The 20,365-nt window shown below is 70.7% G+C and carries 20 protein-coding genes; 4 read left to right on the plus strand and 16 right to left on the minus strand.

Going from position 1 to position 20,365, the window contains the following annotated elements; all coding sequences use genetic code 11:
• Positions 1-13 precede the first annotated feature (13 nt).
• Both LQ938_RS00235 and mnhG read left to right on the plus strand, forming a co-directional pair.
• On the plus strand, positions 14-226 hold the full coding sequence (locus tag LQ938_RS00235) for a monovalent cation/H+ antiporter complex subunit F (RefSeq protein WP_263317573.1): 213 nt from the start codon (positions 14-16) through the stop codon (positions 224-226).
• Between the two features lie 14 nt (positions 227-240).
• Entirely contained in the window at positions 241-639 is a 399-nt protein-coding gene (gene mnhG, locus LQ938_RS00240; protein WP_374197476.1) for a monovalent cation/H(+) antiporter subunit G, read from the plus strand.
• Between the two features lie 186 nt (positions 640-825).
• Here the strand turns inward: mnhG and LQ938_RS00245 are convergent, their stop codons facing one another.
• Positions 826-1,608: a phospholipase gene (locus LQ938_RS00245; protein WP_223722058.1), complete on the minus strand. Its 783-nt coding sequence runs from the start codon at positions 1,606-1,608 to the stop codon at positions 826-828.
• 269 nt (positions 1,609-1,877) lie between these two features.
• Positions 1,878-2,243, minus strand: coding sequence for a winged helix-turn-helix transcriptional regulator (locus tag LQ938_RS00250; RefSeq protein WP_223722059.1), 366 nt, complete (start codon positions 2,241-2,243; stop codon positions 1,878-1,880).
• 94 nt (positions 2,244-2,337) lie between these two features.
• Here LQ938_RS00250 and LQ938_RS00255 point away from each other — a divergent pair, with 94 nt between their 5' ends.
• A complete protein-coding gene (locus LQ938_RS00255; protein WP_223722060.1) occupies positions 2,338-3,186 on the plus strand; it encodes an SDR family oxidoreductase in 849 nt (282 codons plus the stop codon).
• Between the two features lie 197 nt (positions 3,187-3,383).
• Here the strand turns inward: LQ938_RS00255 and LQ938_RS00260 are convergent, their stop codons facing one another.
• The 8 genes from LQ938_RS00260 to LQ938_RS00295 all read right to left on the minus strand — a co-directional run bounded on the left by LQ938_RS00260 (position 3,384) and on the right by LQ938_RS00295 (position 13,346).
• Complete coding sequence (locus tag LQ938_RS00260; protein ID WP_223722061.1) at positions 3,384-5,240, minus strand: YhgE/Pip family protein; 1,857 nt, start codon at positions 5,238-5,240, stop codon at positions 3,384-3,386.
• Positions 5,237-6,010, minus strand: a complete 774-nt coding sequence (locus tag LQ938_RS00265; RefSeq protein WP_223722062.1) for a hypothetical protein — start codon at positions 6,008-6,010, stop codon at positions 5,237-5,239. Before LQ938_RS00265 ends, LQ938_RS00260 begins: the two co-directional genes overlap by 4 nt.
• A complete protein-coding gene (locus LQ938_RS00270; RefSeq protein WP_223722063.1) occupies positions 6,010-6,636 on the minus strand; it encodes a TetR/AcrR family transcriptional regulator in 627 nt (208 codons plus the stop codon). The genes LQ938_RS00265 and LQ938_RS00270 overlap by 1 nt, the downstream gene beginning before the upstream one ends.
• A 135-nt stretch (positions 6,637-6,771) precedes the next feature.
• Positions 6,772-8,214, minus strand: coding sequence for an argininosuccinate synthase (gene argG, locus LQ938_RS00275; RefSeq protein WP_223722064.1), 1,443 nt, complete (start codon positions 8,212-8,214; stop codon positions 6,772-6,774).
• 984 nt (positions 8,215-9,198) lie between these two features.
• The gene (gene aqpZ, locus LQ938_RS00280) at positions 9,199-9,999 is read right to left on the minus strand and encodes an aquaporin Z (RefSeq protein WP_223722065.1); all 801 of its coding nucleotides are present in this window, start codon (positions 9,997-9,999) and stop codon (positions 9,199-9,201) included.
• A 793-nt stretch (positions 10,000-10,792) separates the two neighbouring features.
• Positions 10,793-11,443, minus strand: a complete 651-nt coding sequence (locus tag LQ938_RS00285; RefSeq protein WP_269216555.1) for a peptidylprolyl isomerase — start codon at positions 11,441-11,443, stop codon at positions 10,793-10,795.
• A 198-nt stretch (positions 11,444-11,641) separates the two neighbouring features.
• On the minus strand, positions 11,642-12,307 hold the full coding sequence (locus LQ938_RS00290; protein WP_223722066.1) for an SDR family oxidoreductase: 666 nt from the start codon (positions 12,305-12,307) through the stop codon (positions 11,642-11,644).
• 166 nt (positions 12,308-12,473) lie between these two features.
• A complete protein-coding gene (locus LQ938_RS00295) occupies positions 12,474-13,346 on the minus strand; it encodes an EamA family transporter (RefSeq protein ID WP_223722067.1) in 873 nt (290 codons plus the stop codon).
• A gap of 60 nt (positions 13,347-13,406) precedes the next feature.
• Between LQ938_RS00295 and LQ938_RS00300 the strand changes: the two genes are divergently transcribed.
• Entirely contained in the window at positions 13,407-13,886 is a 480-nt protein-coding gene (locus tag LQ938_RS00300) for a MarR family winged helix-turn-helix transcriptional regulator (RefSeq protein WP_223722068.1), read from the plus strand.
• Between the two features lie 527 nt (positions 13,887-14,413).
• Here the strand turns inward: LQ938_RS00300 and LQ938_RS00305 are convergent.
• The 6 genes from LQ938_RS00305 to LQ938_RS00330 form a co-directional block, all read right to left on the minus strand.
• Complete coding sequence (locus LQ938_RS00305) at positions 14,414-15,199, minus strand: ABC transporter ATP-binding protein (RefSeq protein WP_223722069.1); 786 nt, start codon at positions 15,197-15,199, stop codon at positions 14,414-14,416.
• A gap of 127 nt (positions 15,200-15,326) precedes the next feature.
• Positions 15,327-16,121 carry an ABC transporter ATP-binding protein gene (locus tag LQ938_RS00310; RefSeq protein WP_223722070.1) on the minus strand — a complete coding sequence of 265 codons (795 nt, stop codon included), beginning with the start codon at positions 16,119-16,121 and terminating at the stop codon, positions 15,327-15,329.
• Positions 16,118-17,077: an ABC transporter permease gene (locus tag LQ938_RS00315; RefSeq protein ID WP_223722071.1), complete on the minus strand. Its 960-nt coding sequence runs from the start codon at positions 17,075-17,077 to the stop codon at positions 16,118-16,120. Before LQ938_RS00315 ends, LQ938_RS00310 begins: the two co-directional genes overlap by 4 nt.
• The gene (locus LQ938_RS00320) at positions 17,074-18,036 is read right to left on the minus strand and encodes an ABC transporter permease (protein WP_223722072.1); all 963 of its coding nucleotides are present in this window, start codon (positions 18,034-18,036) and stop codon (positions 17,074-17,076) included. The genes LQ938_RS00315 and LQ938_RS00320 overlap by 4 nt, the downstream gene beginning before the upstream one ends.
• 64 nt (positions 18,037-18,100) lie before the next feature.
• Positions 18,101-19,603 carry an ABC transporter substrate-binding protein gene (locus LQ938_RS00325; RefSeq protein ID WP_223722073.1) on the minus strand — a complete coding sequence of 501 codons (1,503 nt, stop codon included), beginning with the start codon at positions 19,601-19,603 and terminating at the stop codon, positions 18,101-18,103.
• A 33-nt stretch (positions 19,604-19,636) separates the two neighbouring features.
• Positions 19,637-20,347, minus strand: coding sequence for a DUF1684 domain-containing protein (locus LQ938_RS00330; RefSeq protein WP_223722074.1), 711 nt, complete (start codon positions 20,345-20,347; stop codon positions 19,637-19,639).
• Positions 20,348-20,365 lie beyond the last annotated feature (18 nt).

Genomic DNA, 20,365 nt, shown 5'->3' on the forward strand with positions numbered 1-20,365 from the left:
CGCGATCCTCACGATGTGGCGCATCGTCCGCGGTCCGTCGATTCTCGACCGCGCCATCGCCTCCGACGTGCTGCTCACCGAGCTCATGTGCGTGCTCGGCGCGGAGATGGCCATCAACCAGCACACCCGCACTCTGCCGGTGCTGCTCATCATCGCCGCGGTCGGGGTGTTCGGGTCGATCTCGATCGCCCGTTTCGTGGCGCGACGCGACGGGACGAACCAATGAACCTCGTGGCGCGGATGGTGAGCACGCAGATCGTGACGGATGCCGCCGAGTCGACGTGGAACGCGATCTTCGACACCGTGTCGGTCGTGCTGATCCTGATCGGTGCGCTGCTCTGCCTTACCGCGGCGCTCGGCCTGCTGCGGTTCCACGACGTGCCCACGCGGCTGCACGCGGCCACGAAGCCGCAGGTGCTCGGCCTCATCCTGATCGCACTCGCGATCGCCCTGTCGGTCCGGTCGTGGGCCGCGATCGCGTTCCTCGTGCCGATCGTGCTCATCCAGCTCGCGACCGCGCCCCTCTCGGCGCACATGGTCGGACGCCAGTCGTACCGCAACGGCACGGTCGACGAAGCCGGACTGTACGTCGACGAGCTCGCGGAGTCGCGCGAGACACCCCCCGCATCCGGCGGCTGACCCGGGGGTTTTCGCTGCGGCATGGGTGCGTGCTGCTGGCCTGATGCTGTCGCGCGCTAGTTTCCTGCTCCCGCGCTTCAGATCTGTGGCGCGCGAGCAGGAAAGTGGCGCGCGGGCGGAGGGGTGGCAGCGAGACGGGGATACAAGACGGGGAAGCGACCGCGGGACGGCCCGGCCGCGAGCATCTCAGTACCAGTTCGTCGCTTGCGAGTGCGACCACGCGCCGCACGGCGTGCCGTAGGCGCGCGAGATGTAGTCGAGGCCCCACGAGATCTGCGTCGCCGCGACCGTCTGCCAGTCGCTGCCGGCGGAGGCCATCTTGGAGCCGGGGAGCGCCTGCGGGATTCCCGTCGCGCCGCTCGGGTTGTAGGCCTGGTAGTTCCAGCCGGACTCCTTCTGCCACAGCGAGTTCAGGCACTGGAACTGTCCGTCGCCCCAGCCGTAGCGGTCGGCGGCCATCTGTCGCGCGGTCGCGCGGGCGCCATCCGGGGTGTTGGCCTGCGCGAGCGCATCGGCGGCCTGCTGTGCCGCCTTGGCAGCCGCGGCGGCGGCACGCGCGGCGGCAGCGTCGTACGCGTTCCGCTCCTCGGCGACCGCGGCGGTCTCCGCGCGAAGCGCCGTGAGGGATGCGGTGGCGCCCGCGACGCTCAGCGATTGCGGATCCGCGAGGCGGTCGATGCGTCCCTGCAGATCGGTGACATCGACTTTGCCCGCGGCGGATGCCAGCGTCGTGCGCGCGATCGTGAGGAAGAACTGGGCGTCGAGGTCGACGGCGCGGGGGGCGGCCGCATCCGCATCCACCACCGGCTGCGGGGTCGCGCGGTCGGAGACGGAGAGAGCGGCGACACTCTTCGCCGCGGTCGGGACGGCGGCGGCCGCGGCCATCGGGACGGCGAGCGAAACGCCCAGCGCGACGGCGGCAGCGGTCACGGTGACGCGGATGAGGAAACGGCGAGAACGTACGGGCACGGGACTCCAGGGGTCGGGCTTCCCTGCCCGCGCCGCCGCACAAGGTGCGGGCGAGCCGGGCAGGCTGAACCCGAACGGGCACCACGAAAGCGGGTGCCTCGGGAGCCCGCGTGGGGGCTGCAGCCGGGTGTTCGGGGATGCGCGCCTCCCTCGGGACGGGAGGTGCGCGACTCGGACACGGTAGGCGGGCCACCTGGGCGAAGCGTCAGAAAACCCTGATCATCGCCCGAACGGGCGGCGTGGGCGACCGGCCGATCGGGCCGTGCTCGTCAGTCGGAGGCGACGATGTCGTCGGCGTTGTCGGCGATCCACTCGAGCAGCGGCAGCATCCGTTCCATGAGTTCGCGGCCGCGATCGGTGAGCCGGTACTCGACGTGCGGGGGCACGGACGGGAACGACTCGCGCGCCACGACCCCGTCGGCGACCAGAGTCCGCAGCGTCGAGGCGAGCATCTTCTCGCTGATGCCGTCGACCTCGCGGCGCAGCTCGCCCCACCGGCGTGTGCCCTCGGACAGCGCCGAGAGGATCAGGACGCCCCAGCGGCTCATCACGTGGTCGAGCACCGTGCGCGTGGGGCACGCGGCCGCAAAAGATCCCGGATGCTGCTGCTGGATTCCCGCATAACTGACCGCCATGTCAGTACCTTACCGAAAGGTGGGTACCCCGAGGGCGGAATGTATCGACTCGTCCGATCGCTGACCTGGACGTCACCGTCGAAAGGACACACTCATGACCATTCTCGTCACCGGAGCCAGCGGCCACCTCGGCCACCTCGTCGTCGAGCGTTTGCTCGCCCGCGGAGCCGCCGCATCCGACATCGTCGCCGGCGCCCGCACTCCCGCGAAGATCGCCGACCTCGCCGATCTCGGCGTGCGCGTCGTCGAACTCGACTACGACCGTCCCGACACCATCACCGCCGCTCTCGAGGGCGTCGACCGCGTGCTGCTCGTCTCGGGCTCCGAGGTCGGTAAGCGTGCGGCGCAGCACCAGGCCGTGATCGATGCCGCATCCGGCGTCGAGCAGTTCGTGTACACGAGCCTGTACCACGCGACCGAGAGCACGCTTCCGCTCGCCGGCGAGCACATTGAGACCGAGAAGGCGATCGCCGCGTCGGGCCTGCCGGCCGTGCTGCTGCGCAACAACTGGTACACCGAGAACTACGCCGCCGATGTGGCGCGCTCGGCCGAGAGCGGCGAGCTCGTCGCCAGCGTCGGCGACGGTCGCATCTCGAGCGCGAGCCGCGTGGACTTCGCGGACGCGGCCGCTGTCGTGCTGCTCGGCGAGGGGCACGTCGGACAGACCTACGAGCTCGCGGGTGACGTGGCGTGGACGTTCGACGAGCTCGCTGCCGCGGCTTCCGAAGTGACCGGCCGCGAGGTCGCCTACCGCCGCCTGAACACCGAGGCGCACGCGGCCCTTCTCGAGTCGTTCGGCCTCGACGCCGGCACCGTCGGCTTCGTCACCGCGCTCGACGCCGGCATCGCACAGGGCGGTCTCGAAGCCACCGAGCGCACTCTGTCGGAGCTCATCGGTCGCCCGACGACTCCCCTGGTCGAGGGCCTGCGCTCCTCGCTCTGACCCCCGGACTCGGCCCCGCGCGATGCGCTGAACCCGACAGACGACGCGCGCGGCCGGGCACAACGGCGGATGCGGATGGCGATACCCGATCGCCCCGCATCCGCCGTGGTGTTTCCGCGCCCGCGCCGCGCCGGCTCCCCCCGCGCCGCGCCGGGCGCGATGCCGCGCCGCTCCGCCCCGCGCCACGGGTCCTCGCCTCAGCCGATCAGGCTGGGCGCGAGGTCGCGGAGGGTGCGGTGGTGGGTCATCCGGGTGACGCCGATCGCGGCGAACGCCAGGGCGCCCAGCATCCACGCCATGAGCACGAAGATGTCGCCGCCGATGCGGCTGATATCGCCGCCGTACATGAGTTGGCGCATCGCGTCGACGACGAACCCCATCGGCAGCACGTGGTGGAGGTTTGTCAACGGCACGGGCAGCGTCTGCCAGGGGAAAGTGCCGCCGGCCGTCACGAGTTGCAGCACCATCAGAACCAGTCCGAGGAACTGACCGACCGACCCGAGCCAGACGTTCAGCGCGAGAATGATCGCCGCGTAGGTGAGAGAGGCGAGCACCATGATGCCGAGCGTCGCCAGCGGGTTCGCGAACGTGAAACCGAGCGTGACGGCGAGGATGCCGAACAGTGCGATCATCTGGACGCCGCCGAGGAGTCCCGGGGTCAGCCATCCGGCGAGCGTGATCCGGATGGGGGAGTGGAGTGCCGTGATCGCGCGACGCGAGATCGGCTTCACGATAAGGAACAGCGCGTAGATGCCGATCCATCCGGCCAGCGACGCGAAGAACGGGGCGAGCCCTGCGCCGTAGTCGGCGGCCGCCGCGACCTTGCTCGACTCGATCTGCACGGGGTCGGAGATCGTCGAGGCCTGGTCGGTGCGGAGCGTCTCGTCGGAGTCGGGGATCTGCGCCACCCCGTCCGTCAGGCCGTCGCGGAGGGTGCCCGCTCCGTCGTCGAGCTGGCTGAGCCCGGACGCCAGCGTGCCCGTGCCGTCGCGGAGCTGCGCGGCACCGGATGCGGCCGACTCGGCACCGCTCGCGACCTGGGCGGCGCCATCCGCCACCTGCGCGGCACCGGAGGCCACCTGCGCGGCACCCGACGCGAGCTGATCCACCCGCGCAACGGCTCCCTGCACGGTGCCGTTGGCGGACTGGATGCGGCTGGCGAGCGGGTCGAGGCGCGCGAGCACCGCGGCGATCTCGTCGGGAGTGAGTCCCTGCGCCGCCATCTCGTCGGACAACGCCGTGCGGATCTCGGGCAGCGCATCGGCCGCGGACTGCGCGGCCGCTCCCGCTCGATCCGCGTAGCCATCGAGGGTCGCCGTGCCGGCGGCCACCTGCTGCGCGCCGGAAGACACCTGCGCGGCGCCGGAAGACACCGATCCCGCGCCCGACGCGAGGGTCGCCGTCCCGTCGGCGAGCTGGGTTGCTCCCGCGCCGAGGGTGTTCGCGCCGTCGAGCGCGGTGTGCGTGCCGTCGGCGAGGGTGGCCGCGCCGTCGGCGGCGGTCACGAGATTGCCGCGGATGTCGGAGATCGCGGTCAGCAGCTGCAACGCCGCCTGATCGCCGACCAGTGTGGCGACGGAGGAGCGGATCTTCTCGATCGCCTGCGAGCCGATCGTCGAGGCGAGGTAGTTGTTCGCATCGTTCGTGGCGAGCGACAGGGTGGCCTGGCGCGGACTCGTGCCCGACGCCGACGCGAGCGCGTCGGAGAAGTCGGTGGGGATCGTGACCGTGAAGTCGACCGCACCGTGCGCGAGGGCATCGGCCGCACCGGATGCCGACATCCGCTGCCAGTCGAATGCGCCGTCCTCGACGAGCTTGTCGGCGACCTGGTCGCCGTAGTTCGTGACGGTGCCATCGGTGGCGGTCTCGCCCTCGTCGGCCACGACCAGCGCGACCGGAACCTGGTCGAGGCGACCGTATGGATCCTGGTTCGCCCACAGGTAGAGGCCGCCGTAGAGCACGGGCACACACATCAGCGCGATGAGGGCGATGACCGACATGCGGGTCGAGGTGAGCCGTCGCAGCTCGGCGACGATCATGGCGGGGATCTTCATCGCGCGTCTTCCGGGAGGTCGGGGGTGAGGGGGGATGCGGCGGGGTCCGTGGGCTCGGGCTCGCTCGCGTCTGCGGGGGTGGCGGCGGGGTCTGTGCCGGCGGAGTCCGCATCGTCGGCGTTTGTGTTCGTGACGGCGGGGTCGTCTTCGTCGGTGGGAGTGTCGTGGCTCGCGCGGTCTGCGCGTCCGTCGAGGACGGTGGCGGATGCTTCGCCCGCGATCACGAGCATCGCGAGCCCGCGCCCGGCGAACTCCTCGGCGAGCGACCACCACGAATGCGGGTCACCACCGTGACGGTCGGGGGACACCAGCACGATGCCCTCGACGCCGCGGCGGAGCACGGTGAGTTCGAGCAGCATCCGGAGCCGGTCACCCGGGGCGATATCGGCGATCGGCACCCGCGAGCGGCCGCCGAAGCCGTTCTCGTGCAGCCACGCGCTCGCCGCGAGCGGGCCGGCGGGGCGCCCGGCGAACATCAGCTCCTCGGAGATGACGGTGAAAACGGTGACGTTGGACGCCGGATCGGAGACCCCGGGGGCGTCGACGAGGGCGACGCGGCGGCGGATCGCACCCGCATCCGCGCGGCCGTCGATCGTGACGGTTCCGGTGTCGGGGTGCATGCGACCGCTGGCGATCAGCCCCAGGACCGTCGGCCGCTGTTCGGTCTCGGCCGTGACGAGTCGCGCCTCGCCGGTGCGATAGGTGAGCGAGGTCTCGGGGAGCGCCTCGCTGCGGCGCCCCTTGGAGACGCCGGTGGCCACGATCTGCATCAGACTCCCTCGGTCAGCAGCGACGGATGCGCCGACATCAGCGCGTCGGCTTCGCGCCACGACAGCCCGACGGTGCCGAGCACGGTGCGAACGGCGAGAGAGCTCGCTTCGCCGGACGACGCATCGAGGCGGGCGACGACCATGCGCGCGATCTCTTCGACCAGGCGCGCGAGGGTCGGTGCGGAGATGTCGGTGCGGAGCGTGCCCGCATCCTGCCCCTCCCGCACCAGGTGCACGAGGCGGCGGCGGAGCGGCGCGAGGGCGGCCGCGGTGTGTTCGACGTGGGCATCGTCCAGCGCGAGGGCGGCCGCGACCTGCACGTGGGATGCCTCGCTCCAGAGCCGCGCCGTGAGCTGTGCGAGGGCGAGGGGAACATCGTCGCCGACGTCGACCTGCTCGGCGATCGCGTTGAAGCGGTCGGCGCCCGTGCTGACGAGTTCGCGCACGAGCGCGTCGCGGTCGGTGAAGTGCCCGTACACGGCGCGGCGGGTGAGGCCCGCCGCGCGGGCGATCGCATCGAGCGACGCGTGCGGATCGCGCGCGAGAAGAGTCTGAGCGGCCTCGACGAGCGCGGCGCGGTTGAGCGTCGCGTCCCGGCGGGTGGCGCGTTCGGTGACGGTGGTCATCCGGCTAGTGTACGCCGAACTTGCACAGTCGTGTGCACTTTGTAGGGGTGCGGGGTGGGGTGGCGGCGGCTGCGTTCGTGCGGCGGCTGCGGGTGGGTGGCCTGGTCGCGCCGAGTGCCCCGGGCCGCGCCGCGGTCAGTCGGTGCCGGAGTCGAACGCGGCGGCTTCGCTCGCCGCATCCGTCGCGCCGGCAAGACCCTCGCGGTCGGCGTCATACGGCGCCGCGTGCTCGGTGATCTCGGCGCCTTCGCCGCGTCGCAGCTGCCCGACGAGTGCGCCGGTCGCGCCGCCGATGAGGCCGAGCTCGGCGTACTGCTCGAGGCGGGTGCGCGAGTCGGCGATGTCGAGGTTGCGCATCGTGAGCTGTCCGATGCGGTCGACGGGACCGAATGCCGCGTCGCCCACGCGCTCCATGGAGAGCTTCTCGGGGCCGTACGACATGGTCGGTGCGGTCGTGTCGAGGATCGTGTAGTCCTCGCCGCGCCGCAGACGCAGCGTCACTTCACCGGTGATCGTGGAACCGACCCACTTCTGGATCGACTCGCGCAGCATGAGCGACTGCGGCTCGAGCCAGCGGCCCTCGTACATGAGGCGGCCGAGGCGGCGGCCCTGCTCGTGGTACGTCGCGAGGGTGTCTTCGTTGAGGATCGCGTTGACGAGACGCTCGTACGCGATGAACAGCAGTGCGAGGCCCGGAGCCTCGTAGATGCCCCGGGACTTCGCCTCGATGATGCGGTTCTCGATCTGGTCGCTCATGCCGAGTCCGTGGCGTCCGCCGATGCGGTTCGCCTCGAAGACCAGCTCGACCGGGTCGGTGAACTCGACGCCGTTGAGAGCGACCGGGCGGCCCGCCTCGAACCGCACCGACACGTCTTCGGTCTCGATCTCGACGGCCGGGTCCCAGAACCGCACACCCATGATCGGCTCGACGGTCTCGAGCGACACGTCGAGGTGCTCGAGGGTCTTCGCCTCGTGCGTCGCGCCCCAGATGTTCGCGTCGGTCGAGTAGGCCTTCTCCACGCTGTCGCGGTACGGGAAACCGTGCTCGACGAGCCACTCGCTCATCTCCTTGCGGCCGCCGAGTTCGGTGACGAAGTCCGCATCCAGCCACGGCTTGTAGATGCGCAGAGCCGGGTTCGCGAGCAGGCCGTAGCGGTAGAACCGCTCGATGTCGTTGCCCTTGTAGGTGGACCCGTCGCCCCAGATGTCGACGCCGTCCTCCTTCATCGCCCGCACGAGGAGCGTGCCGGTGACCGCGCGGCCGAGCGGCGTGGTGTTGAAGTAGGTGCGTCCGCCGGAACGGATGTGGAACGCGCCGCACGCGAGGGCGACGAAGCCCTCCTCGACGAGGGCGGTCTTGCAGTCGACCAGGCGCGAGACCTCGGCGCCGTACTGCGCGGCGCGGCCGGGGATCGCCTCGATGTCGTCTTCGTCGGGCTGACCCAGGTCGCCCGTGTAGGTGCAGGGCACGGCGCCCTTGTCGCGCATCCACGCAACGGCGACGGAGGTGTCGAGGCCTCCGGAGAACGCGATGCCGACGCGCTCGCCGACGGGAAGGGACTGCAGGACCTTGGACATGCCCTCAATCCTACTGAGGGCGCGGATGCGGGCTGCGCCGTCGGTGGGGTGCGGGGGTTGTGGGTGCGGGTCGGGGGTGTGGGGTGTGGGCCGGGGGGCTAGGCGGGTGGGTGCCCGCATCCGGTGCCCAGCTGCATCCGGCGCCGAGCTGCGGTGCCGAGCGGGCTCGGGCTGCCGAGGTGAGGGCGATTGGCCGAGATGAGGGTGAATCGCGCCCGAAAGTCCTCATCTCGGGCAGAAGTCCTCATCTCGGGGGCGGAGTGTGAGGTCGCGGGCGTGCGGGGCGTGTGAGACGGGGCGCGGCGACCTGGCGCGGGCGGGTGCCTGCATCCGGCGCCCAGCTGCATCCGGTGCCGAGCTGTGGTGCCGAGAGGGATGCTGAGGCGAGGGCGGATGGTCGAGATGAGGGGGAATCGCGCCCGAAAGTCCTCATCTCGGGCAGAAGTCCTCATCTCGGGGCGGGGCGTGACTGGCGCGGGTGGATGCCTGCATCCGCTGCCGAGCTGCGGTGCCGAGCGGGCTCGGGCTGCCGAAGCGAGGGTGATTCGCGCCGGAATGCCCTCATCTCGGCCAGGTGTCCTCATCTCGGGGGCGGGGCGTGAGGGACCGGGCGCTGCGACCTGGCGCGGGCGGCTGGCTGCATGCGGTGCCGAGCTGCGGTTTCGAGGGCGGGCTGCCGAGGCGCGGGCGGATGGCCGAGATGAGGGGGAATCGCGCCCGAATGCCCTCGTCTCGGGCAGGTGTCCTCATCCCGGGGCGGGGTGTGATGGGGACCGGGCGCGGCGACCTTGCGCGGTGGGAGCCTGCATCCGGCGCCGAGCTGCGGTGCCGAGCGGGCTCGGGCTGCCGAGGCGAGGGCGGATGGTCGAGATGAGGGCGGATGGTCGAGATGAGGGTGAATCGCGCCCGACTGCCCTCGTCTCGGGCAGATGCCCTCATCTCGTGCTGCCCCATCCGGCCGATCGTGGCGAGGACGGATGCTGATCAGTCGCGGCCGTCGAACAGCAGTCGGTGCAGGAGGCCCGCGGCGAGACCGCCGACGATCGGGAACATGATGAACACCCACAGCTGCCCGAAGGGTTCGGAGCCGCCGAAAATCGCGGCCGCGATCGACCGCGCGGGGTTCACCGACGTGTTGTCGATCGGGATCGAGATCAGGTGGATGAGGGTGAGTGTCAGGCCTATCACGAGCCCCGCGAATCCGGTGCCGCGGGTGCGGTGGGTGACACCCAGGATGATGAGGACGAACACGGCGGTCAGCACGATCTCCGCGATGATCGCGGCGCCGATCCCGAATCCGCCCGGCGAGAGCTCGCCGTATCCGTTGCTGGCGAACCCGCCCTCGGTGGCCGCGCTCAACCAGGGAGCGTTGCCAGCCGCACCGATCGCGACGATCGTCGACGTCGCGAGCACGCCGCCGACCAGTTGGGAGGCGATGTAGCCGGGAGTCGTCGCCCACGAGATCCGGCCGGCCGCGGCGAGTCCGAGGGTGACGGCGGGGTTGAAGTGTCCGCCCGAGATCGGGCCCCACGCGTACGCCCCCGCGACAACGGTGAGTCCGAACGCCAGCGAGACCCCGACGAACCCGATCCCGAGGGACGTGCCGTTGGCGCTGGAGCCGAAGTCGGCGGCGAACAGGGCCGCCCCGACGCCACCGAGCACGAGGACGTACGTGCCGAGGAGCTCGGCGAGCCAGGTCGCGGTGCGCGTCGGCCCGGCCGCGGGAGGAGTGTGATCGAGCGCGGTCGCCGCGATCTTCGGTTCCGGATGCGGATCGGTGCTCATGGGACACTCCTTCGTTAGCCCAGGATGACGAAGGCTCCTGCCCACGAATCTCGTCGTGGTGAGCGAACGCCGTTGTTGGTCCGCACGCTATCGCCTGGTGTCGGTACGGTCCAGGACCGGCGCGTCGCGCGTCCGTGCGTGACAGCGCTAATCGGGGTGGTGGGGGGGCGAGAGGCGGGTGGGTGGCTGGATGGCGGTCGCGTGGCCGAGCCTCTGCTGTCAGGTGAGGGCGATCAGCCGAGATGAGGATGAATCGTCCGCGAACCCCCTCGTCTCGACGGATGATCGGTGGCTCGGTGGCTCGGTGGCTCGGTGGCTCGGTGGCTCGGAGCGGGCGGGAGTGGGGGGCGCGGCATTGGGCGCGGGGGTGACGGGCGGTCCGGCGGGAAGCTGGCTGGCGGTCGCGGCCGGGCCCCAGTGGCCAGACGAGGGCGATCAGCCGAGATGAGGATGAATCGTCCGCGAATCCCCTCGTCTCGACGGATGATCCTCGGCTCGAGCGCTCGGTGGCTCGGGCGGCTCGGGGCACGGGTCGGCGGCCCGGCGGGGACGACCGCGGATGTACCCGCGCGTGAATCCACGCCCGAGCGCGAACCCCGCCCGAGCGCGAACCCACGCCCGAGCGCGAACCCCGCCCGAGAGCGAACCCGTGCCCGAGCGCGAACCCCGCCCGAGCGCGAACCTCGCCCGAGCGCGAACCCGTGCCCGAGCGCAAACCCACTCCGCGCGCGAACCCGCGCCCCAGCGGCCGCGCCGAGCGCGAACCCGCGCCCCGAGCGCCAGCGCCGGGCTGTCAGCCGATGGTCACGCTGGTGATGGTGACGGGCGTTACCGGCGGGCCGTCGGGCTCTCCGCCCTCGGCTCCCGCGGCCGCGATCTCTTGCACGACGGCGAGGCCATCCGCATCCATCGTTCCGAAAACGGTGTACGACGACGGCAACTGGCTGTCTTCGTACACGAGGAAGAACTGGGAGCCGTTGGTGTTCGCGCCGGCGTTCGCCATCGCGACCGTGCCGGCCGGGTAGGTCTCGCTGCCGTCGAGCTCGTCGGCGAATCGGTATCCGGGTCCGCCCATTCCGGTCGCGCTCGGGTCGCCGCACTGCAGCACGTAGATGCCCTCGGTCGTGAGGCGGTGGCAGGTGGTGTCGCTGAAGTAGTCCTGGTTCGCGAGCGACACGAAGCTGCCGACGGTGCACGGGGTGCGGTCGGCGTCGAGCGTGAGGGGAATGTCGCCGGCGCTCGTCTGCAGCGTCGCCGACACCGTTCCGCTCTGCGCGGGTTCGGCCGGCGGCTCGTCGACGTCGCGGGCGGCCGTGCCGCCGGAGGTGTACTCGCAGGTGCCGGATGCGGCGGGCGCATCGGTCGCGGGAGCACTCGGCGCGCACGCGCTGAGAAGCACGAGGGCGAGCGCGGCAAAAGGAGCGGCAAGCAGACGGGAGCGCATGGAATCAGCGTAACGACCGGCACGGGGAGGGTCGACTCGCGGCCGATGCGCTGCGGCATCCGTACCCCCAGGGCGGATTCGTTCTGCCGGAGAAACCCGCCTGACAGGACGGATGCGGCGGATCCCTCCTGTGGGACAGATATCTCCTGAAGCGGGGCGCTCGGGACCACGCTCGCGGCCAGCCTTGCTGCGCGACGGTCAGAAGCGCGCGGAGAACCCGCCGTCGGTGTGGAGGAGTTGCCCGGACACCCAGCGGCCCTCGTTCGAGACCAGGAACGACACGACCGCGGCGATGTCGCGTGGGGTACCGAGTCGCCCGAGGGGGTGAGCGGGGATGAGATGTTCGCGAAGGTCCCCGTCCATCCAGCCGGTGTCGATCGGGCCGGGGTTCACGGTGTTCGCCGAGATCCCCCGCGGGCCGAGCTCGCGTGCGGCCGAGATCACGATGCGATCGAGCGCCCCCTTGGAGGCGCCGTACGGCAGGTTGCCGGTGGTGTGATCGCTGGTGAATGCCACGATGGCGCCGCCATCCGCGGGAACCCGACGAGCGAAAGCGGCGATCAGTAGGAGGCTGGCGCGTGCGTTGACGGCGACGTGCGCGTCGAAGCTTGCCGCTGTCGTGTCGAGGATGCCGCTTTCCACATCGTGCGCGTGGCTGAGGATGAGCGCGGTCACCGGTCCGTGCTCGCGGTGCACGGCGTCGATGAGGTCATCCGGGCCGGTGGGCGTCGAAAGGTCGCACGGATAGTCGGCATCCGCGAGATCGCTCGTGAGGACGTGCCAGCCGTCGGCGCGAAGACGCGGAACGACACCCGCCGCGATGCTGTTGGCCCGGCCGGCGCCGGTGATCAGGGCGAGAGGCATACCGCGACCCTACCGAGGCGACGCGGGAGCTCGGATGCGGCGGCGGTGGCGCACCGCATCCGTTGGGCAGGAGATATCCCTTCCACAGGACCGATTCGGTGGATTTCCCCTACCCGGCGGATTTCTCCTGTGCAGGCGACATTTCTTCCAGCGGGAGCCCACCGGCTCACGGGACGCGCGCAGTGCGCCCCGAACTCGCGATGACCGCGCCGATGGAGATCAGGACGAGTGCGACGCCGGCGGCCTGGGTCCAGGTGAGGGTCTCGTGGGCGAGGGTGACGCCGATGGCGAGCGCGACGAGTGGGCTGAGAAGGCCGAGGAACGCGGGGATGCGGGTGGGCAGCGCCGCGAGTCCGCGGAACCAGAGCAGGTAGGCGAGCGCGGTGCCGATCAACGTCAGATACAGGTACCCCGCGATGTTGACGGGTGTGGGGGCAACGCTCGGGAGGGGTTCGAACACCGCGGTCAGCGCCGCGAGGACGAGTCCGCCCGCCAACAGCTGCCACGCGGTGAGGGCCACGGCCGGCTGATCGACCGACCAACGTTTGGTGAGCACCACGCCCGCCGACATCGACACCGCGCCGAGGAGCGCGGCGGTGATTCCGATCGGGTCGAGTCCGGATGCGGACTGCAGCACGATCAGCGCCACGCCCGTGACTCCGCCCGCGCCCGCGGCGATCACCGCCCCGCTGAGTCGCTCGGCGAGCAGTCGCGACGCCAGCAGGGCGACGAGCAGCGGTTGGATGCCGCCGACCACAGCCGCGACACCGCCGGGAAGCCGGTCTGCCGCGACGAAGAGGAGGGCGAAGAAGGCGCCGATGTTGAGCACCCCGAGGACCGCCGAGCGCCACCACCACTGGCCGCGGGGAAGTCGGCGCGCAATCAGCAGCAGAACCAGGCCTGCCGGAAGAGCGCGAATCGTCGCCGTCAGCAGCGGGTGGCCGCCGATCAGGAAGGTAGTGGAGGTGAAGTACGTCGTTCCCCACAGCATCGGGGCGAGTGCGGTGGCCAGGATCACCGTGAGTCGATTGCTAAGCACTTAGCGAATATACCTCAGCGCTTAGCAATATGGCTCAGCGCTTAGCGATAGCGTGGAGGTATGGATCACGTCGACCGCATCCTGTCGCAGTGGAATGCCGAGAAGCCCGGTCTCGACGTGTCGCCGATGGCGGTCATCGGACGCTTAGCCCGCACGGCGGCGGTGGTGGAGAACAGGCTGGCGGCGACGTTCGATCGCCATGGGATCGACGCCGGCACCTTCGATGTGCTCGCCACGCTGCTCCGCCAGGGCCCTCCCTACGAGATCACCCCCGCCGCGCTTGCCGCCGAGAGCATGGTCACGTCGAGCGCGGTGGCCCAGAGGTTGAATCGCCTGGAGTCGCGGGGATTCATCGCGCGCGCGGCCAACCCCGATGACGGTCGCGGGAAGCTCGTCCGACTCACCGACGACGGCCGCCGCCTCGTCGATGAGGTGCTGCCCGAGCATCTCGCGGCGGAGGAAGAACTCCTCGCTGACCTTTCGCCCGACGACCGCGTGCGGCTCGCCGAGTTGCTCGCCCGGCTACTTCCCGGGGACTAGGCCTTTGTGCGCGCGGATGGGGGAGTTGCCTGCTCGGCTTCTGTCCGGGGGCCTCCGCGCACCGCATCCGCTCCGCAGGAGAAATCCCCCGGACAGGACGGATGCGGCGAGATTCTCCTTTGGGAGCGATATTTCCTGCGTTCGCGGCGTCTTCCGCCGGGGTCGAGAGCCGACGCCGGCCCGCGCGGCGCGAGGGAGGCTGTATGCGCGGCATTCCGCATCCGCGGCCCTGTCTGCTCGCAGCGCCCGGCGTCACCGTCGTCGAGACGAGGACGATCGGCCGAGCGGAGGGCATCTCGGGCGCGAAAGCCCTCATCTCGAGCGATCATCCTCATCTCAGCGATGCGGATGCGGATGCACGGGGCGGGATGCGGGATGCGGGATGCGGAAGCACGGTGGGTGCGGGAGGAGCACGCACGGAGCGGATGCGGGACGCGCACGCACGGGGCGGATGCGCAGGCGCGGGGGCGGATGCGCAGGCGCGGGTGCGGATGCCACCCCGGCACTCCCCGCGCCGCGCCGCCGGGTCAGCGCGGCAGGCGGGGTACCGCGGCGACGAGCGCGCGGGCGTAGTCCGTGTCGGGATGCGACAGGATGCGGCGGGTCGGACCCTGCTCCACCACGCGACCGCCCTGCAGCACGACCGTGTGGTCGCAGACGGCGGCGACGGCGCCGAGATCGTGCGAGACCATGACGAGGGCGAGACCCTGCTCACGGCGGAGGCGCGCGAGCAGGTCGATGACCTGCACCCGGGTGGTCACATCCAGTGCGCTGACCGGCTCGTCGGCCAGCAGCACGCGCGGCCGTGACACGATGGCGCGCGCGATCGCGATCCGCTGGCGCTGACCGCCGGAGAACTCGTGCGGATAGCGCGTGAGCACGTCGGCGTCGAGACCGACCGAGGTCACCGCCTCGACCGCGCGCTCCCGCGCGTCGTCACTCCGGGCGAGGCCGAGCGACTGCAGCGGCTCGGTCACGATGCGGTCGATGCGCTGGCGCGGATCGAGCGAGGAATACGGGTCCTGGAACACCGGCTGCACGCTCGCGCGGAACCGGCGCATCAGCCGGCGATCCCGCCGATCGAGCGGCGCCCCGTCGAAGCGCACCTCACCGGCGCGCGGCGACGACAGGCCCAGCATGAGCGCGAGAATCGTGGACTTGCCGGCACCCGATTCGCCCACGAGCCCCACGGCGTCGCCCTCGGAAACCGCAAGCGAGACGCCCTCGAGCACCGCCCGCGAGCCGTACGAGAATCCCGCCCCGCGCAGCTCCAGCACCGGCCCTGCACCCGTCCCCTCGCGAGCCTCGCTCACGACCTCACCTCTCCGCCCGGAGCGCGCCAGATTCCTGTTCGCGCGCCACCGATCGGAAGCGCGGGAGCAGAAAAGTGGCGCGCGGCACGTATCACGGGCACGCTACGGCGGAGGGATCGAGGACGGCTCACGCAGCGCCGTCCGCATCCAGCGCCGAGTCGAGGGCCCGGGCGCTCGCTACGAGCGCGGCTGTGTACGGATGCTGCGGCGTCCGCAGCACCCGATCGACCGGGCCCTCCTCGACCACCGCACCGTGGCGCAGCACGACGATGCGCTCCGTCATGCGCGAGACGACCGCGAGGTCGTGGCTGATGAACAGCAGGGCCATGCCGCGCTCGGCGACGAGCCGCTCGAGCAGCGCGAGCACGCCGTCCTGCACCGTCACGTCGAGCGCGGTCGTCGGTTCGTCGGCGATCAGCAGCCTCGGCCGGGCGGCGAGGGCGATCGCGATCGCGACGCGCTGGCGCTGCCCACCGGAGAGCTCGTGCGGGTACGCGCGGGCGATGCGAGGATCCTCGAGCGCCACCTCCGCGAACGCGGCAGCGACGGCGTCTCGGAGCGCAGACCCTCGCAGTCCGAGGTGTCGCCGCAGCGGCTCGGCGACCTGGCGGCCGACGCGCATCAGCGGATCGAGCGCGGTCAACGGCTCCTGGAAGACGATCTGCGCGACGGGTCCGCGAAGCGGCAGCAGCGACTTCTCGGCCGCGCCGACCACCTCGTGCCCGTCGAGTTCGATGGACCCGGATGCGGTCAGCCCGCGCGCGAGCAGACCCGTCAGCGCCAGCGACGTCACGGATTTGCCCGACCCGGACTCGCCGATGATGCCGACGCGCTCGCCGGCGGCCACCGCGAAGGAGACGTCGCGGACGAGCCGGGTCTCTCCCGCTCGCACCGAGAGTTCCGATACCTGCAGCAGAGTCATCGCGACCTCCGTCTCGTCGGGTCGGCGAATTCGCGCAGGCCGTCGGCGAGGAAGTTGACCCCGAGCACGAGGGCGACGATCGCGATGCCGGGCGCGATCGCGCCGACCGGCGCGACGAGCACCGTGCCCTGCGCCTCTTGCAGCATCCGTCCCCAGGAGGCGTTCGGCGGCGGGGCGCCGAGGCCGAGGTACGACAGGCTCGCCTCGGCGAGCACCGCGATACCGAACTGGAGAGCGAGGCTCACGAGCAGGGTGGGCGCGATGTTGGGCAGCACGTGGCGGACGATGATGCCCGCGGTGCCCGTGCCGCTCGTGCGCGCGGCGGTCACGAACTGCTCCTGCAGCACGCGACGGGCGAGGATGCGGGTGAGCCGGGCGACGACGGCCGACATCGCGAGTCCGATCGCGAGGATCGCCGACCACAGCGAGGCGCCCTGCACGGCGACGACGAGCATCGCCAGCAGCAGCACGGGGAACGCGATGACCACATCGAGCGCAGCCGACAGGGTGTCGTCGATCCAGGGCCGAGCGAAGGCGGCCGCGAGCCCGAGGAGCGTGCCGAGGACGGCCGCGAGCAGCACGGAACCGGCGCCGACGGCCAGAGCGATGCGCGCACCGACCATGAGCTGCGACAGCAGATCGCGGCCGAGCCGGTCGGTGCCGAGGAGGTGGGCCGGATTCGGACTCTCCAGGCGGCCGCCGCTCGTATCGGACAGCGGATACGGCAGCCAGACGAGCGAGACGAGCGCCACGAGCACGACGATGCCGGTGAGGATCAGCCCGATGACCAGCGTCGGGTGTCCGCCGCGACGGCGCCGCACACCCGCATCGCGCCGCCCAACCGCATCCGGCCGCCCACCCGCACCCAGACCCGCATCCGGCCCCACACCCGCACCCACCCCAACCCCCAGCCCGACAGCGCCCGACACCGGAGCGCCCGACTCGCCCGCGCTCATCGGTTCCCCGAGACGCTGGTGCGCAGGCGCGGGTCGACGAGGCGCTGCACGACGTCGGCGGCGAAACCGACGAGCAGCACGAACAGGGTGCTCACCACCAGCACGCCCTGGATGTTCGCGTAGTCGTGCTGCTGAATGCCCGTGAGCAGCATGCTGCCGAGGCCCGGCAGGGTGAAGACGCTCTCCACGACGACGGCTCCGAGCAGGGCGGTGGACAGCTCGATGCCGAGGATCGCGATGACCGGCACCGCGCCGTTTCGCACGCCGTGCCGGAGCAGTGCCTCCGGCAGAGCCGCACCGCCCGCGCGGGCCGTCCGCAGATAGTCGCTGCCGAGCACATCGAGTGTCGCCGAGCGCACGTAGCGGCTCAGCGACGCACTCATGACGATCGCGATCGTGATGACCGCCAGAGTGAGCGAGCGGAGGGCGTCGGCCGGGTCCTCCCAGTCGTCGCGCGGAAATCCTCCCGAGGGGAGGAGCCCGAGCTGCAGGGCGAAGATCCATACGAGGATGACGCCGACCCAGAACACCGGAACGGCGACGCCGAGCTGTGCGAAACCGCTCAACACGATGCCGTACCAGCGATCGGACTTCACGGCGGCGACGATGCCGACGGCGAGCGAGACGATGAGCGCGAGCGCGAAGGCGAGCAGGGTGAGCGGCAGGGTGACCACCAGGCGGGCCGCGATCTCGGCGCCGACGGGCCGCGAGCTGATGTACGAATCGCCCAGGTCGAAGCTCAGCAGCTGCCCCGCCCACGTCGCGAACTGCTGCAGCAGCGGCTGGTCGGAGCCGACCTGCGCGCGTGCCGCGGCGATCTGCTCGGGCGTTGCGTCGATCGACAGGAGCGCGTTCGCGGGATCCCCCGGAAGCAGCCTCAGGAGCACGAAGATGACCACCATGGCGACCACGAGCGACACCGCGAGGAACGCGAGCCGGCGGAGCAGGTAGGGGAGCATGGGATCCAGTGGGGTTACATGGCGGATGCCGGGAACGACCTGCGTTCCCGGCATCCGTCTGCTGTCAGGACTTGACGATGTCGTAAGCGAAGAACTGCGAGTTCAGTCCGTTCACCGGGTATCCGCTGACGTCGCTGGAGGCGACGACGATCTGCGGGTAAAGGTACAGCCACACGCTCGCTGCGTCCTGTGCGATCTGCTCGTTGACCTGACGCAGCAGAGTGGTCTGCTCATCCGTGGTCGTGGCCTGCTCGGCCTCGGACACCCACTGCTGCACGTCGGCGTTGTCGTAGCCCCAGTAGAAGTCCGGGTTTCCGTACCAGACCACGTCGCGGTCGTTCACGTGCTCCTGCAGGGTCGCGGTGAAGTCGCGGTCCTTGAAGACCTTCGTGTACCACTCGTCGGCGCTGATCGTGTTGATCTCGACCGTGATGCCGACCTCGGCCAGCTGCGACTGCAGGAACTCCGCGACGGCCGGATGCGGGTCGTAGCTCGGGGTGTCGAGCGTGAAGGTGAAGCCGTCCGGGTAGCCCGCCTCGGTCAGCTGCTGACGCGCCAGGTCGAGGTCGTACGGGTTCACGGAGGTGAGATCCTCGTACCAGGGGTCGGTCGGGGGACCCATCGAGCCGATCAGGGTGCCGTAGTCGCCCCAGATCGAGGTGAGGAGCTTCTCGGTGTCGATCGCCGAGTAGACGGCCTTGCGCACCAGCGCGTTGTCGAACGGGGCGATGCGGTCGTTGAACGCGAGCAGCTCCTTCGTGGTCGACGTGCCCTCGCTCACGACGTAGTCGTCGCTGCCGTCGAACTGCGCGAGCGAATCCGGGCTCTGCACGCTCGTGATGAGGTCGATCTCGCCGGTGAGGAGCGCGTTGTCCTCCGCGGTCGCGTCGGTGAAGTACGTGAACACGACCTCGGCGTTCTTGGCCTGCTCGCCCCAGTAGTCGTCCCAGCGGGTGAGCGTCAGGGTGCTGCCCTGGCGCCACTCGTCGAGCGTGTACGGTCCGGTGCCGTCCTCGGTCTGCGTGAGGTCGCCGGCCTCGGAGTTCACGATCCAGATGTAGCTGAGGTTGTAGAGGAACGAGATCGAGCGCTGTGACAGGGTGAACACGACGGTCTGGTCGTCGGGGGTCGCGATGTCGCTGATGACGCCGAAGCTCGACTTGCGCGCCGACTGGGAGTCTTCGGCCGTCACGGCCTCGACGCTCGCCTTCACGTCGGCGGAGGTGAGTGCCTTGCCGGAGTGGAAGGTGACGTCGTCGCGCAGCGTGATCGTGTAGGTGAGACCGTCTTCGCTGGTCTCCTCGCTGGCGGCGAGCAGGGGCTCGACCTCGCCGTCATCGGTCAGCTTATAGAGGCCTTCGTAGACGTTGCCGTTGAACGCCTCGGTGACACCTTGGCCGCCGCCCTGGGTGTTGCTCAGGTTCTGGGGCTCGTACAGCGAGCCGATGGCGATCGTGGCGTCGGCACCGGCATCGCCGGAATCGGACGAACCGGAACCCGCGGCGCAGCCCGACAGCACGAGGGCTGCGGCGACTGCCGCGGACGCGGCTACGAGGGATCTCTTCATGAGGGGTACTCCAGGGTGCGGTGGATGCGGCGCTCAGGCCGCGTAGATGTCGAAGCCGTCGTTGAACACGACGTTCTTCTCCCCGGCACGGATCGGCAGCGGGAACCGATTCGAGACGGGAGGCAGGGGGCAGTTGTACTGCGCCGAGAACCCGCAGGGCGGGACGAAGGCGCGGTTGAAGTCGAGGATGACGGTGCCGGGCTCGTTCGGATCGGCATCCGCGGTGCGCTGCACGAACAGGAAGCGGCCCGACCCGTAGGTCTCGGTGCCGTTCGTCTCGTCGCCGAACACGAGGAGCAGGGTGCCGCCGTCGTCGAAGGCCGACAGCGAGTACTCCCGGCCGTCGAGAGTGAAGAGGATGTCTCCGGGAACGACGAGATCCCGCGTGCCGCCGTTGTCGCGGATGTGCTCGAAGGGAACGGTGCGGTCTCCGGCGACCGGCACGAACTGCGCCTCGATGACCCACGCGGGGTCGTACTCGTACACGTCGATGCGCTCGAACGCCCGGATCGCGGGGGAGTCGGCATCCCAGACGCGTAGACCGTGCTCGGTCTCACCGCTGTCGATCCCGGTGCGGCGCACGCGCGTCACCTGCGCGGATGCGGGCAGCCCGACGCGTGCGGCATCCAGGTCGGGAAGCTCCCCGGTCCAGCGGGTCTCCACGAGAGCGAGGTTGCCCGTGGGGGCGGCCACGGCGGCGAAGCGCTCGTTCCGCCAGCGGGCGTGATCGTCGGATGCGGGCATGGCTCATCCATTCTCGGA

Origin of the sequence: Microbacterium sp. cx-55, assembly GCF_021117345.1 — a bacterium.
Taxonomy (GTDB): Bacteria; Actinomycetota; Actinomycetes; order Actinomycetales; family Microbacteriaceae; genus Microbacterium.

Bases quoted from the DNA above. Each gene is read 5' to 3' on its own strand.
- LQ938_RS00235 (WP_263317573.1), top strand. From the start codon at position 14: ATGTGGCGCATCGTCCGCGGTCCGTCGATTCTCGACCGCGCCATCGCC.
- mnhG (WP_374197476.1), top strand. From the start codon at position 241: ATGGTGAGCACGCAGATCGTGACGGATGCCGCCGAGTCGACGTGGAAC.
- LQ938_RS00250 (WP_223722059.1), bottom strand. From the start codon at position 2,243: ATGGCGGTCAGTTATGCGGGAATCCAGCAGCAGCATCCGGGATCTTTT.
- LQ938_RS00255 (WP_223722060.1), top strand. From the start codon at position 2,338: ATGACCATTCTCGTCACCGGAGCCAGCGGCCACCTCGGCCACCTCGTC.
- LQ938_RS00260 (WP_223722061.1), bottom strand. From the start codon at position 5,240: ATGAAGATCCCCGCCATGATCGTCGCCGAGCTGCGACGGCTCACCTCG.
- LQ938_RS00265 (WP_223722062.1), bottom strand. From the start codon at position 6,010: ATGCAGATCGTGGCCACCGGCGTCTCCAAGGGGCGCCGCAGCGAGGCG.
- LQ938_RS00270 (WP_223722063.1), bottom strand. From the start codon at position 6,636: ATGACCACCGTCACCGAACGCGCCACCCGCCGGGACGCGACGCTCAAC.
- argG (WP_223722064.1), bottom strand. From the start codon at position 8,214: ATGTCCAAGGTCCTGCAGTCCCTTCCCGTCGGCGAGCGCGTCGGCATC.
- aqpZ (WP_223722065.1), bottom strand. From the start codon at position 9,999: ATGAGCACCGATCCGCATCCGGAACCGAAGATCGCGGCGACCGCGCTC.
- LQ938_RS00285 (WP_269216555.1), bottom strand. From the start codon at position 11,443: ATGCGCTCCCGTCTGCTTGCCGCTCCTTTTGCCGCGCTCGCCCTCGTG.
- LQ938_RS00290 (WP_223722066.1), bottom strand. From the start codon at position 12,307: ATGCCTCTCGCCCTGATCACCGGCGCCGGCCGGGCCAACAGCATCGCG.
- LQ938_RS00300 (WP_223722068.1), top strand. From the start codon at position 13,407: ATGGATCACGTCGACCGCATCCTGTCGCAGTGGAATGCCGAGAAGCCC.
- LQ938_RS00310 (WP_223722070.1), bottom strand. From the start codon at position 16,121: ATGACTCTGCTGCAGGTATCGGAACTCTCGGTGCGAGCGGGAGAGACC.
- LQ938_RS00315 (WP_223722071.1), bottom strand. From the start codon at position 17,077: ATGAGCGCGGGCGAGTCGGGCGCTCCGGTGTCGGGCGCTGTCGGGCTG.
- LQ938_RS00320 (WP_223722072.1), bottom strand. From the start codon at position 18,036: ATGCTCCCCTACCTGCTCCGCCGGCTCGCGTTCCTCGCGGTGTCGCTC.
- LQ938_RS00325 (WP_223722073.1), bottom strand. From the start codon at position 19,603: ATGAAGAGATCCCTCGTAGCCGCGTCCGCGGCAGTCGCCGCAGCCCTC.
- LQ938_RS00330 (WP_223722074.1), bottom strand. From the start codon at position 20,347: ATGCCCGCATCCGACGATCACGCCCGCTGGCGGAACGAGCGCTTCGCC.